We start from the raw sequence: 12,730 nt of genomic DNA, 5'->3' as shown, positions 1-12,730 counted from the left end.
CTACTCCGGCGTACCCCGGCCCCTACTCCACGGCGCCCAGCGGATACTCGTGCGCCGCCCGTGCGATGACGATCAGACGGTCCGTCAACTGCAGGGGGCTGGCCTGCGGATCGTCGTAACCGAGCAGCCGGTGCCCGCGCAGCACGCTGATGACCAGATCGTCCGTCTCCCGGACGTTCTTACCCGCCTCGCTCTTGGTCACCGGCCTCTCGACGATATCGAGCCCGCTGCCCTGCTGGATCAGATCCTCCATCACCCTGCCCGCGCTGGGGCTCATGACCGAGAGCCCCAGCAGACGGCCCGCCGCACTGGCGCTCGTGATGACCACATCGGCCCCGGACTGGCGCAGCAGCGGCGCGTTCTCCTCCTCGCGCACCGTGGCGACGATCTTCGCGCCCCGATTGAGCTGGCGTGCGGTCAGCGCCACCAGCACCGCCGTGTCGTCCCGCTGGGTGGAGATGATGATCTGGCGCGCCTTCTGCACCTCCGCGCGCTGGAGTACATCGCTGCGGGTGGCGTCACCCGCGACTCCGGCGAACCCGTCCAGATTGGCTGCCTCGATGACCTTGGTGCTCGGGTCCACGACGACGACCTGCTCCTTCTTCAGCCCGGTCGCACACAGGGTCTGAATCGCGGAACGTCCCTTCGTCCCAAAGCCGATGACAACGGTGTGGTCACGCAAGGTGGCCCTCCAGCGGTTCAGCCGCCACTCCTCCCGGGTCCGCTCGGTGAGGACTTCGAGAGTGGTGCCGACCAGGATGATCAGAAAGAGCACGCGCAGTGGCGTCACCACCAGCACATTGACCAGCCGGGCGCTGTCGCTGTGCGGAACGATGTCGCCGTAGCCGGTGGTGGAGAGGGTGACTGTCGCGTAGTAGACGGAGTCGAGGAAGGTGACGCGCCCGTCGGCGTTGTCGTGGTAACCGCCCCGGTCGAGCCAGACGACGAGCACCGTCAGCGCCAGCACCAGGAGGGCGAGCAGCAGACGTTTGCCCACCTGCCGCATCGGGTGCTCGACCACCCGGCGCGGCATCCTCACACGCGTGGTGACCAGCTGTTCGTCCGCCTGCCGGGCCATGGCGTCATGGCCGGGAAGTTTCACGTGAAACGCCCCTCGATTGTCGGCGACCAGGGAAGCTCGAGGACCTCCAGCTCATCGCCCGCCCGCGCCCCGCCCGGGGGTACGACGGCGAGTCCATGCGCGGCGGCGATACCCCGCAGCATGGCCGGACCGTTGTAGTGCAGCGGTACGAGCCGGTTGCCACGGCGCACAACCGGCACCAGCCGGGTGTCATACGGATGGCCATGCACCTTCTCCCCGAGTGACGCGGTCGGACGCACCGGGGTTGCCTCCCGCCCCGACATGGCGCGCAGCAGCGGTTCGGCCAGGGTGACCAGCCCGGACACCGCGGCCAGGGGGTTCCCCGGCAGCCCCACGAGATATCTGCCGGACGCGAGCCTGGCCAACAGCATCGGATGCCCGGGACGCACCGCGACACCGTCGACGAGCAGTTCCGCTCCCGCCCGCCGCAGCACCGGGTGGACATGGTCCACGGGTCCCGCGGCCGTGCCGCCCGTGGTGATCAGAAGGTCCGCATCACAGGACGTCACGGCATGGTGCAGTTCGTCGGCGTCGTCACGGATCCGGACCGTTCCAAGGCCTTCGGCCCCGAGCGCTCGCAGCCAGGGCACGATCATCGGCCCGAGGGCGTCACGGATCAGTCCGTCGTGGGGCAGTCCCTCGGACAGCAGCTCATCCCCGAGCACGAGGACCTGGACCCGGGGCGGGCGGACGGTCGGCAGCCGGTCGTAGCCGGCCGCCGCGGCAAGCCCCAGCACCGCGGGGGTCACCGTCGCTCCTGCGGGCAGCAGTTGGTCCCCTGAGCGGCATTCCTGGCCCCGCGGTCGGATGTCCTGGCCATGGGTCGCCCGGCGCTGGGCGTGCAGATACCCGCTGCCGTCGGTGCGGGCGTGCTCGCTGCGGATCACCGCAGTGGCGCCGTCCGGGAGCTGGGCACCCGTGGCGATCGGCACCGCGCTGCCGTCGCCGAGTGCTTCCGGCCTGCTGTGCCCGGCGAGGAGGCCGGTGCCGGTGCCGGTGCCGCCTTGCGCGCCGGATCGTGCATCCGCGCCAGTCCCGGCGTGCGCGCCGGGGCCGGCTTCCTCGCTGGTGCCGGCTTCCTCGCTGGTGCCGGCTTCCGCACGGGGGGCCTTGTCCACGTCGGAGCCGGTGTCCGTGTCAGCGCCCTCGATCCTCCAGGGGCCCGGCCCGGAGACCGCCCAGCCGTCCATGGCGGAGGTGTCGAAGGGCGGCAGATCGGTGAGCGCCGTGAGCGGTTCGGAGAGCGCCCGCCCCAGGGCTTCGTCGAGGCCGGCGCCCTGGGTGCGAGGGCGGAAGGCGTTGCCCGCGCGGGCGGCGACGGATCGGGCCTTGTGCCAGGGCACCGCCCGCTGCCGGGATCCCGGCCCTGATCCGTGCCCTCTCACCAGCGCGAGCGCGTCCTCGACGCCGTCGTCCTCGTCCTCGCCGACGCCAGCGCCGACACCGACGCCGGAACCTTCGGCTGGGCGGGGGGCGTCGGCTGGGCTGGGCTCTTCGGCGGTAACGGGGACTTCGGCTGAGCCAGAGGCGTCGGCTCCGGAAGCTTCGGCTGGGCCGGGGTCATCGGCCGCGAGGGGCGCGCCGGACGCGGCCCGGGCGAGGGAATCCGGAGCCCGGGAATCGGGAGCCCGGGAATCCGGAGCCCGGAAATCGGGCGGGACCGTGCCGGCACCGGCGCCCTCACGCTCCGACGCGCGGGGCCGGTCGTCGGACGGCTCGTTTCCTGCGATGCCCTTGTCCCGGGGACCGTACATGGCATCGGCGACGGCGAAGACGTCAACGGCGTCGGGATTCGTGGCCCGGCCGAGCACGCAGTGGCTGTCGCCGGAACCGGAACCGGTACCGGATACGACGGCACCGCCCTGTCCGGCGTGGTCAGGAGCGTCGAGTGCATGGTTCCGCGTGGTCATCAGGCGCCGGCCTCGCCTTTCCCGCCGCCTTCGGCGGTCCCGTCGGCGGCCTCGGCGGCCCACCGCTCGGCGAGGGCTGCCGCCTTCCGGGCTGCCTCGGCCACGGCTTGGGGGCCGTCACCCCCCGCCTTGGCCGCCGCATAGCCGACCAGGAACGTGGTGAGCGGCGCCGCAGGCCGGGCGACACCGTGCGCGGCGTCCCGCGCGAGGTCGAGGAGGAGGCCGGTGTCGACGTCGAGGTCGAGGTCGAGTTCGGCTTTGACTGCGGAGATCCATTCATCCAGCACGTTCCCATGCTCTCTGATGTGCGCCCGGGCCGCTGCGATGTCCTCCCAGGTGTCGCAGTCGAAGGCGTCGAGAGCGCCCGCGGCGACCCTCTCGAGCTCCAGATCATGGGTGAGCAGCCGCAGCGGCAGCCCCGCGAGACGGCCGTACTCGACCGCGATGAGCGCCAGCTCCCGACGCAGCGGCTCGGTCCGGTAGGCCGCGACCAGCGGCTGGTCCCGTCCGTCGCCGTCGGTCAGCAGAGTTGCTTCCCGCCCGCTCCGGTCCAGGGCCTCGAGCAGCCGGCGCACCGTCGCGTCGGCGACGAACGGCAGATCGGCCGAGAGCACGAGCACGGTCGCGGCCGTGGTCCCGCGCACCCCGGCGTCGAGCGCCGCGAGCGGACCGCCCCCCGGCGGGGCCTCCCGGGTCCACAGCACGGGACGGACCGTGGCCCGGCGGGCGCCGACGACGACGGTCCGGCGGGCGCCACGGCATGCCGAGAGCACACGGTCGAGCAGCGCCAGGCCACCGACGCTCACCCCTGGCTTGTCCGCCCCGCCGAGCCGTTCGGCGGCGCCTCCGGCCAGCACGATCGCGTCGTAACCCGTACCCGCAGTCCCGGCATCATCCGCAGTCACCCCAGCAGTATGGGCCGCGATCACACACAGCGAGGCGGCCGGGCCCCGCCGGGGACCTCACAGCGCGCCCGGCGGGTGACCTCGCCTGGGGGCCTGCCCGAGGGACCTCACACGGCCGGCCCGGCAAGTGACCTCGCCGTGCCGGCCCGCCCGAGGGGCCTCACAGAGTGCGCAGCAGCACCGCAGGATGCTCGACGCAGTCCGCCACGTACCGGAGGAACCCGCCTGCCGTGCCGCCGTCGCACACCCGGTGGTCGAAGGTGAGCGAGAGTTGCACGACCTGGCGCACCGCGAGCTCGCCGTCGTGCACCCAGGGCTTCGGCACGATCCGGCCGACTCCGAGCATCGCCGCTTCCGGGTGGTTGATGATCGGCGTGGAGCCGTCGACACCGAACACCCCGTAGTTGTTCAGGGTGAAGGTGCCGCCGGTGAGATCCGCCGGCGTGAGCGCGCCCCGCCTGGCGGTCTCCGTCAGGCGGCCGAACTCCTCGGTAAGCGACTCGGCCGTGCGGTCCTGGGCGTCCCGTACGACGGGGACGACCAGCCCGCGCTCCGTCTGAGCGGCGAAACCGAGGTGCACCTGGGGCAGTCGCACGATCTCCCGCGCGTCCAGATCCACCGTCGCGTTCAGCTCCGGGTAGCGGGCGAGCGCGGCCGTGCAGATCCGGGCGAACAGGGCGAGGAGCGAGATCTTCGGTCCGCCCGCGGCGTTCATCGCCTTACGTGCGGCCATGAGCTCGGTCGCGTCCGCGTCGACCCAGCAGGTCGCGTCCGGTATCTCCCGGCGGCTGCGGGACAGCTTCTCGGCGACGGCACCGCGCACTCCGCGCAGCGGGATCCGCTCGGGACCCGCGGGAGCGGCTGCGGTGGCCGGGGGCGCCGCGACCGGGGCCGCCTGGGCCACGGGCGCAGCCACGGCCGGGGCCGGGGCGGCGGGTGCCGTGAGGACGCGGACGGCGTGCTCCACGTCGGCCCGCAGGATCAGCCCGTCGGGCCCGGAGCCGTGCAGCCGGCGCAGATCGACCCCGTTCTCCCGGGCCAGCCTGCGCACCAGCGGCGAGATCACCGCGAGAGGTCCTTCGTGATGGGCCACGTCCTGGACGGCACCGCGCCGCTCAGCGGCGACGGGTATGGCCGAGTCGCCGGGAGCGGGATGTCCCTCCCCGAGGATCTCGTCGGGGGCCGGGCTCTCCACCGCGCTGTCCCACACGGGCTCCGGAAGCGTGTGCCCGCCACCGGACGGAGCCCCGTGAGTCCGGCCTGCGGCCGGCGGCGGGTTGACCGCGCCGTGACGGGTCACGGAGGGTTCTCCGCCGGGCTGGTCACGGCGGCGCGGTACCTCCGTACCGGCCGTGAGACCCGTAGGCCGGATCCGGCGGCGACGGGCCGCCGGGGCGCCCGTGCCGTATCCCACGAGGACATTTCCGGAGGTCTCGTCCCCTGCGGCACGGGCGGTACCGGATTCACCCTGGGCCTCCGGTGCGCCGGATACGCCAGGAGCCTGCTGCTCCGCGCCCACCGCGACGGTGATGAGGGGTGCCCCGACGGGCAGTTCCGTGCCCTCCTCGCCGAAGCGTGCGGTGACCACGCCCGCGTAAGGGCACGGCACCTCCACCATCGCCTTGGCCGTCTCGACCTCGACGACCGGCTGGTCGATGGCGACGACGTCGCCCACCGCCACGAGCCACCGCACGATCTCCGCCTCGGTCAGCCCCTCGCCGAGATCGGGCAGCTTGAATTCGAGCACTTGGGCCATCAGCTCTCCGCCTCCCACTGCAGCCGGGCCACCGCATCCAGGATGCGGTCCACACCCGGCAGATGGTGCCGCTCGAGCATCGGCGGCGGGTACGGAATGTCGAAACCGGCCACCCTCAGCACCGGCGCCTCGAGATGGTGGAAGCAGCGCTCGGTGACACGGGCGGCTATCTCCCCGCCGGGACCTCCGAAGCCGCTGGACTCGTGTACGACGACCGCGCGCCCGGTACGCCGCACCGATGCGCACACCGTCTCGTCGTCGAAGGGCACGAGGGAGCGCAGATCGACGACTTCCAGGTCCCAGCCCTCGGCCTCGGCGGCTTCAGCCGCTTCCATGCAGACCGGCAGCGAGGGCCCGTAGGTGATCAGCGTGGCACTGCGTCCCGGACGCCGCACCACCGCCCGCCCGATCGGCTCGACGGCGGCCGGCGCCTCGGGCGACCAGTCGGCCTTCGACCAGTAGAGCCGCTTGGGCTCCAGGACGATCACGGGGTCGTCCGAGGCGATGGCTGCCCGCAGCAGCCCGTAGGCGTCCTCGACCGTCGCGGGCGTGACGACATGGAGCCCCGGAGTCGCCATGTAGTACGCCTCGGAGGAGTCGCTGTGGTGCTCGACTCCGCCGATCCCGCCGCCGTACGGAACACGTACGGTGATCGGCATCGGCATCGCGCCCCGGGTGCGGTTGCGCATCCGTGCGACATGGCTGATCAGCTGCTCGAACGCCGGATACGCGAAGGCGTCGAACTGCATCTCCACGACGGGCCGCAGCCCGTACATGGCCATGCCGACGGCGGTCCCGAGGATGCCTGCTTCGGCGAGCGGGGTGTCCGTGCAGCGGTCCTCGCCGAACTCCTTGGCGAGCCCGTCCGTGACGCGGAAGACGCCGCCGAGGGTGCCGACGTCCTCACCCATGACGTGGACCGAGGGATCCTCGGCCATCGCGTCGCGCATCGCACGCTGAAGTGCCTGCGCCATGGTGGCCGGCTTGGTCGGCCTGGCCGTTGCCGTGCTCATCGCGCGCCCTCCGCACCGTGCATACCCTGCGCCGCGTCTCCGCCCTCGGCTTCCAACTCCGCGCGCAACTGCGCAGCCTGCTCCCGCAGCTGACTGGTCTGCTCGGCGAAGACATGCGCGAACAGATCCATCGGTTCCAGCACCGGATCGGCGTTCATCCGCTCCCTCAGTCGTGCGGCCATCGTCTCCGCCGCATCACGGGCCGCCTTGACGATGTCCTCGTCCAGCAGCCCCCGGGCGGTGAGGTCGCGCTCCAGCAGGAGTATCGGATCGTGCTCGCGCCAGGCCTCGACCTCGCCGTCGCCCCGGTACCGGGTCGCGTCGTCGGCGTTGGTGTGTGCGTCGATGCGGTAGGTGATCGCCTCGACGAGGGTGGGGCCGCCGCCGCGCCGGGCACGCGCGACCGCCTCCGACAGCACCTCGTGCACGGCCGCCGCGTCGTTCCCGTCGACGAGCCGGCCGGGCATGCCGTAGCCGACCGCCTTGTGCGCCAGGGAGGGCGCGGCGGTCTGCTTGGCGAGCGGGACGGAGATCGCGAAGCCGTTGTTCTGCACGAGGAAGACGACCGGTGCCTGCCACACGGCGGCGAAGTTGAGTGCCTCGTGGAAGTCGCCCTCGCTGGTGCCTCCGTCGCCGACCATGGCGAGTGCGACGACGTCGTCGCCCTTGAGGCGCGCCGCGTGGGCGAGGCCGACGGCGTGCGGCAGCTGGGTCGCGAGCGGGGTGGACAGCGGCGCTATGCGGTGCTCGCGCGGGTCGTATCCGGTGTGCCAGTCACCGCGCAGGAGCGTCAGGGCCTGGACGGGGTCGAGGCCCCGGGCGACGGCGGCCAGGGTGTCGCGGTAGCTGGGGAACAGCCAGTCCTGCTCTTCCAGGACGAGGGCCGCGGCGATCTCGCACGCCTCCTGTCCGGTGGTCGACGGATAGACGGCGAGCCGGCCCTGCTTGGTGAGCGCGGTGGCCTGCGCGTTGTACCTGCGGCCGCGCACGAGCTCGGCGTACAGCCGCAGCAGCAGCTGCGGATCGGTCCCGGCCGACGCGTCCGTACCGAGCACCCGGTACGGCTCGGCGTCCGGGAGCAGCGGCGTGGGGTCGGTACGCGGCTGCCACTCCGGAGCCGGGGTGGGCCGGTAGGCGGCACCCGGCCGCTCCTGGACCGTCATGCTGCTCTCCTTCAACGCGAGCACCTCCTCGTGGGAGCGGGCATAAGGACCCGTGAAAGGGCGCGGAGTGTGTGAGGCGCCTCACCTACCGATTGTTCGGTCGTGGGCGCATTTTGGCTACAGGCACCTTCAGCCTGTGGACAAACGGTTCTCCACAGCCTGGGATAGGAGCAGGTCGTCCACGGCAGAGAGGTGGGGGGACATGACAGCTGAACAAATGGCCGACGACGAGGACCGCGCGGTGTACGAGGCGGTGCCCGGGGCCGCTCAGGGCCCACCGCCCCGGCCGCTGGACCCGATCGACCGGGACATCCTCCGCATCCTCCAGACGGACGGCCGGGCTTCGGTGCGCTCCGTGGCCGAGCGGGTGCATGTCTCGCGGGCCAATGCGTACGCGCGTATCAACCGACTCATCGAGGACGGCGTGATCCGCGGCTTCAGCGCCCGGGTGAACCATGAGCGCGCCGGGCACGGCGCGTCCGCCTACATCACGCTCAAGATCGTGCAGAACTCCTGGCGGACGGTGCGCGAGCAGCTCCAGGAGTTGCCCGGCGCCGCGCACATAGCGCTGGTCAGCGGTGACTTCGACGTGCTCCTGCTGGTCCACACGCCCGACAACCGCACCCTGCGGGAACTGGTCCTCACCAAGCTTCAGTCGATCCCCGAAGTGCTCTCCACCCGCACCCTGCTGGTCTTCGAGGAGACCGACCTGGACCCGGATCCGTCCCGCAGATAGCCGGGGTGCGCAGAGAGCGGGATCCGCGGCGCGCCGGGGTCGCGGGTGGACCGGTCCGGCCGCATCCGCGAGCCGCACAGGCCGTAGGCCGTCCGGGCGGCGACCGTAGCGCCGTCTCGCGGACGAGCCGGATCAGCTGCCGGTACGCAGCCCGTCGAAGGCGAGCCGCACTACGGCCTCGGCGACCTGTTCGCGGTCGTAGCCGGTGCCGGCCTGCGGCCTGTACCACTCCACGAGGGAGTTGACCATGCCGAAGAGCAGCCTGGTCGCCAGCCGCATGTCCATGTCGGCCCGCAGGTCGCCCTCGGCCGCCGCGGCCTTGAGCAGCTCGGCCACCCTGTGGTCGAACTCCCGTCGCCGCTCCATGGCCCAGCGCTCGGTCCTGGTGTTTCCGCGCACCCTCAGCAGCAGAGTCACATAGGGGAGCTCGGCCATCAGCACCTCCACGGTGCGACGGGTCACGTACTCGACCCGCTCGATGGCGCGGCCACGCGACGCCCTCGGCTCGTCGAGGATCCCGAAGAGCCCTTCGAGCGCACGGCTCACCGCGCGGCGCAGCAGCTCCTCCTTACCCGCGACGTGGTGGTATATCGACGACTTCGAGATACCGGCGGCCTTGGAGAGGTGCTCCATGGACGTGCCGTCGTAGCCGCGCTCGTTGAAGACGCCGACAGCGACCGACAGCAGGGTCTCCGGGGTGTAGGTGTCCCGTCTGGCGGTGGTCATCGGCTGTCCCTGTTCTGCTCGTTCTCCTCGTATCCCCGGTGGACCGTCCCGAGAGCCGGTGCGTAGCGGCCGGTGGGGTAGCGCGTGTGCAGTTCGCCCAGAAGATCGCAGATCCGCTGGAAGCCCACATCGGCGCCCCACTCCAGGGGGCCGGCCGGGTAGTTCACGCCCAGTCGCATCGCGGTGTCGACGTCGTCGGCCGATGCGACACCCCGGGCGACCGCGTCCGCGGCGACGTCGGCGAGCATCGCGACCGTACGGGCGACGATCATTCCCGGCACGTCGCCGATCACGGACACCTTCTTGCCGGCCGCCTGGAAGAGGCCGACCGCTTCCCGAAGGCTCTCCTCCGGGGTCGTCGGCGCGCCGGAGAGGGCGATTCGGGTCGCCTTGGCGTAGTCGAGCGCGAGATCGAAGTAGATGATCTCCTGCTCGGAGAACTCGGCGGACGTCTCGCCGTCCGCCAGGCACAGCCGCGCTCCGCTCGGCAGTGCTATGTACCCGGCGCCCCGCTTGCGCCGGACCGTGATCCCGGCCTCCTCGAACAGCCCCACCAGCGCGTTGGCGGGCCCGAGGTCACCGCGGACGGTGATCGCCGCGGGCGCTTCGGCGGGGGGCGCCGTGTGCGGCTCGGGCGCCGGGGCGCCTTCCGCGTACGAGAACCAGCCCTGGCCCGACTTGCGGCCCAGCCGTCCCGACTCGACCAGGCGCCGCTGTGCGAGCGACGGTGTGAACTTCGGGTCCTGGAAGAAGGACTCCCAGACCGAGCGGGTGACCGCCTCGTTCACGTCCTGGCCGATGAGGTCGGTGAGTTCGAAGGGCCCCATCCGGAAGCCGCCCGACTCCCGCAGGACGGCGTCGATCGTCGCGGGATCCGCGCCGCGCTCCTCGTAGACGCGCAGCGCTTCCGCGTAGAAGGGGCGCGCCACGCGGTTGACGATGAAGCCGGGGGTGTCGGTACAGCGCACCGGGGTCTTGCCCCAGGCCTTCGCGGTCGCGTAGGCGCGCCCGGCCGCGGCCTCGTCGGTGGCGAAGCCGCTGACGACCTCGACGAGGGGAAGCAGCGGAGCCGGATTGAAGAAGTGCAGTCCGACGAAGCGGCCGGGCAGCCGCAGAGCGGCCGCGATCGCCGTGACGGAGAGGGAGGAGGTGTTGGTGGCGAGGAGGCAGTCCTCGGCGACGATCTTCTCCAGGGCCGTGAAGAGCTCCTGTTTGACGTCGAGCCGTTCGAGGACCGCCTCGACGACGAGTGCAGCGTCGGCGAGCTCGCCGAGGTCCGCCGCGGGATGCAGCCGCTCACGGGCCGCGTCCCGTGCGGCGCCGTCCAGACGCCCCTTCTCAACCAGCCGGTCCAGACGCCCGCCGATCGCGTCGGCCGCCTCCTGCGCCCGCCCGGGAACGGCGTCGTGAAGCCGGACGCGATGGCCGGCGACCAGTGCGACCTGGGCGATTCCCTGGCCCATGGTCCCGGTGCCGACGACGGCGACGGTGCGGCCGGGCTCGACGGCCGCGGCACCGGTGGGGGCAGCGGCCTGTGCCTCGATGGCGGTCATGGCTGTGATCCTCCCCTACGAGTTGTCCACAGGTTCTGCGGACCCCCCTTGTCCCGACCGATCGTTCGGTTACTCTAACTCTGTCCGCGTATCCCTGCCCAGCTCGACGAGGAGTTGGTCCTTCATGCAGTTGACCGAGACCCACCGGCCGACGCTCGACCAAGCGCTCGAGGCGATCCGCTCCCGGGCGTACTGGTCGCCCCACCCGGAGCACCCCAAGGCGTACGGCGAGAACGGCGCGGCCGATGGCCTCGCGGCCTACCAGGCCTTGCTGGGCACCCGCTTCGAGCTGGACCAGCCCGGCACCGACGACTGGACGGGCGGCGAAGTGTCGCCGTACGGGCCGCAGCTGGGTATCGAGTATCCGCATCCCGACATCGACGTGCTGCTTCCGGCGATGCGTGCCGGGATGGCCGCCTGGCGCGAGGCCGGGCCGGAGACACGTGCCCTGGTCTGCCTGGAGATCCTTTCCCGGATCAGTGCCCGCACCCACGAGTTCGCCCACGCGGTCATGCACACCAGCGGCCAGGCGTTCATGATGGCGTTCCAGGCGGGCGGCCCGCACGCCCAGGACCGCGGCCTCGAGGCGGTGGCCTATGCGTACGAAGAGCAGATGCGCACCCCTGCCTCGGCGGACTGGTCCAAGCCCCAGGGCAAGCGCGACCCCCTGGAGCTGCGGAAGGCCTTCACGGCGGCCCCGCGCGGCATCGCCCTGCTGATCGGCTGCAACACCTTCCCGACGTGGAACGGCTATCCGGGCCTGTTCGCGTCCCTGGCCACCGGTAACCCGGTCCTGATCAAGCCCCACCCGCGCGCCGTTCTCCCGCTCGCCCTCACGGTGCGTGTCGCGCGCGAGGTGCTCGGCGAGGCGGGCTTCGACCCGAATCTGGTGGCGCTGGCCGCGGAGCGCCCCGGCGAGGGCCTCGCGAAGACCCTGGCCGTACGCCCCGAGATCAAGATCATCGATTACACGGGCTCCACCGAGTTCGGTGACTGGCTCGAGGCCCACGCACGCCAGGCCCAGGTCTACACCGAGAAGGCCGGTGTCAATACCGTCGTCGTCGACTCCACCGACGACTACAAGGGGATGCTGTCCAACCTGGCCTTCTCCCTGTCGCTGTACAGCGGCCAGATGTGCACCACGCCGCAGAACCTGCTGATCCCACGTGACGGCATCGGCACGGACGCGGGCCCCAAGACGTACGACGAGGTGGTGGCCGACCTCGGCGCCGCCGTGGCCGGTCTCCTCGGGGACGACGCCCGGGCGAACGCGCTGCTGGGCGCCCTGGTCAACCCCGATGTGAAGGCCCGTCTGGAGGCGGCGGCCGGCCTGGGCGAGGTGGCCCTGGCCTCGCGCGAGGTCACCAACCCCGAGTTCCCGGACGCCGTGGTGCGTACTCCGGTCATCGTGAAGCTGGACGGCGCCAAGCCGGACGACGAGGCCTCCTACATGTCGGAGTGCTTCGGGCCGGTGGCGTTCGCGGTCGCGGTCGACACGACCGCGGACGCGGTGGAGCTGCTGCGTCGCACGATCCGCGAGAAGGGTGCGATGACGGTCGGCGCGTACACCACCTCCGCCGACACCGAGCGTGCGGTCGAGGATGTCTGCCTGGAGGAGTCCGCGCAGCTCTCGCTGAACCTCACCGGCGGTGTCTATGTGAACCAGACGGCGGCCTTCTCCGACTTCCACGGCTCCGGGGGCAACCCCGCGGCGAACGCGGCACTGTGCGACGGGGCCTTCGTCGCCAACCGCTTCCGAGTGGTCGAGGTACGCCGCCAGGCCTGATGCCGACGGATCTGCCCGTACCGCGTGTCTCGTCAGACGCGGCACGCGGTTCGGGCGGACCGTGCGGACCTGGCAGGACG

At 71.8% G+C, this 12,730-nt stretch carries 10 protein-coding genes; 2 read left to right on the top strand and 8 right to left on the bottom strand.

Going from position 1 to position 12,730, the window contains the following annotated elements; translation table 11 throughout:
- Positions 1 to 22: 22 nt before the first annotated feature.
- The 6 genes from ACTWOL_RS19280 to pdhA form a co-directional block, all read right to left on the bottom strand.
- Positions 23 to 1,102 carry a potassium channel family protein gene (locus ACTWOL_RS19280; protein ID WP_474297982.1) on the bottom strand — a complete coding sequence of 360 codons (1,080 nt, stop codon included), beginning with the start codon at positions 1,100 to 1,102 and terminating at the stop codon, positions 23 to 25.
- A complete protein-coding gene (locus tag ACTWOL_RS19275) occupies positions 1,099 to 3,012 on the bottom strand; it encodes a molybdopterin molybdotransferase MoeA (RefSeq protein WP_474297981.1) in 1,914 nt (637 codons plus the stop codon). Before ACTWOL_RS19275 ends, ACTWOL_RS19280 begins: the two co-directional genes overlap by 4 nt.
- Entirely contained in the window at positions 3,012 to 3,917 is a 906-nt protein-coding gene (locus ACTWOL_RS19270; RefSeq protein ID WP_474297979.1) for a DUF6457 domain-containing protein, read from the bottom strand. The genes ACTWOL_RS19275 and ACTWOL_RS19270 overlap by 1 nt, the downstream gene beginning before the upstream one ends.
- 160 nt (positions 3,918 to 4,077) lie before the next feature.
- Positions 4,078 to 5,673: a dihydrolipoamide acetyltransferase family protein gene (locus ACTWOL_RS19265; RefSeq protein WP_474297978.1), complete on the bottom strand. Its 1,596-nt coding sequence runs from the start codon at positions 5,671 to 5,673 to the stop codon at positions 4,078 to 4,080.
- Positions 5,673 to 6,686 (bottom strand): alpha-ketoacid dehydrogenase subunit beta, encoded by a 1,014-nt coding sequence (locus ACTWOL_RS19260; protein ID WP_474297977.1) that lies wholly within the window; start codon positions 6,684 to 6,686, stop codon positions 5,673 to 5,675. The genes ACTWOL_RS19265 and ACTWOL_RS19260 overlap by 1 nt, the downstream gene beginning before the upstream one ends.
- Complete coding sequence (gene pdhA / locus ACTWOL_RS19255) at positions 6,683 to 7,849, bottom strand: pyruvate dehydrogenase (acetyl-transferring) E1 component subunit alpha (protein WP_474297976.1); 1,167 nt, start codon at positions 7,847 to 7,849, stop codon at positions 6,683 to 6,685. Before pdhA ends, ACTWOL_RS19260 begins: the two co-directional genes overlap by 4 nt.
- Before the next feature lie 202 nt (positions 7,850 to 8,051).
- Here pdhA and ACTWOL_RS19250 point away from each other — a divergent pair, with 202 nt between their 5' ends.
- Complete coding sequence (locus tag ACTWOL_RS19250) at positions 8,052 to 8,585, top strand: Lrp/AsnC family transcriptional regulator (RefSeq protein ID WP_474297975.1); 534 nt, start codon at positions 8,052 to 8,054, stop codon at positions 8,583 to 8,585.
- A 132-nt stretch (positions 8,586 to 8,717) separates the two neighbouring features.
- Here ACTWOL_RS19250 and ACTWOL_RS19245 read toward each other — a convergent pair whose 3' ends face one another.
- Positions 8,718 to 9,311, bottom strand: coding sequence for a TetR/AcrR family transcriptional regulator (locus ACTWOL_RS19245; protein ID WP_474297974.1), 594 nt, complete (start codon positions 9,309 to 9,311; stop codon positions 8,718 to 8,720).
- Positions 9,308 to 10,864 carry a 3-hydroxyacyl-CoA dehydrogenase gene (locus ACTWOL_RS19240; RefSeq protein WP_474297973.1) on the bottom strand — a complete coding sequence of 519 codons (1,557 nt, stop codon included), beginning with the start codon at positions 10,862 to 10,864 and terminating at the stop codon, positions 9,308 to 9,310. Before ACTWOL_RS19240 ends, ACTWOL_RS19245 begins: the two co-directional genes overlap by 4 nt.
- A gap of 124 nt (positions 10,865 to 10,988) precedes the next feature.
- Here ACTWOL_RS19240 and paaN point away from each other — a divergent pair, with 124 nt between their 5' ends.
- Positions 10,989 to 12,650, top strand: coding sequence for a phenylacetic acid degradation protein PaaN (paaN, locus tag ACTWOL_RS19235; protein ID WP_474297972.1), 1,662 nt, complete (start codon positions 10,989 to 10,991; stop codon positions 12,648 to 12,650).
- The last annotated feature ends 80 nt before the right edge of the window (positions 12,651 to 12,730 follow it).

It is taken from the genome of Micromonospora sp. IBHARD003 (assembly GCF_056106285.1).
Note: the sequence above shows the minus strand (reverse complement) of the source record. Positions and strands in the feature narration are given on the sequence as shown.

Bases quoted from the DNA above. Each gene is read 5' to 3' on its own strand.
- ACTWOL_RS19265 (WP_474297978.1), bottom strand. From the start codon at position 5,673: ATGGCCCAAGTGCTCGAATTCAAGCTGCCCGATCTCGGCGAGGGGCTG.
- ACTWOL_RS19260 (WP_474297977.1), bottom strand. From the start codon at position 6,686: ATGAGCACGGCAACGGCCAGGCCGACCAAGCCGGCCACCATGGCGCAG.
- ACTWOL_RS19245 (WP_474297974.1), bottom strand. From the start codon at position 9,311: ATGACCACCGCCAGACGGGACACCTACACCCCGGAGACCCTGCTGTCG.
- ACTWOL_RS19275 (WP_474297981.1), bottom strand. From the start codon at position 3,012: ATGACCACGCGGAACCATGCACTCGACGCTCCTGACCACGCCGGACAG.
- ACTWOL_RS19240 (WP_474297973.1), bottom strand. From the start codon at position 10,864: ATGACCGCCATCGAGGCACAGGCCGCTGCCCCCACCGGTGCCGCGGCC.
- ACTWOL_RS19250 (WP_474297975.1), top strand. From the start codon at position 8,052: ATGACAGCTGAACAAATGGCCGACGACGAGGACCGCGCGGTGTACGAG.
- paaN (WP_474297972.1), top strand. From the start codon at position 10,989: ATGCAGTTGACCGAGACCCACCGGCCGACGCTCGACCAAGCGCTCGAG.
- pdhA (WP_474297976.1), bottom strand. From the start codon at position 7,849: ATGACGGTCCAGGAGCGGCCGGGTGCCGCCTACCGGCCCACCCCGGCT.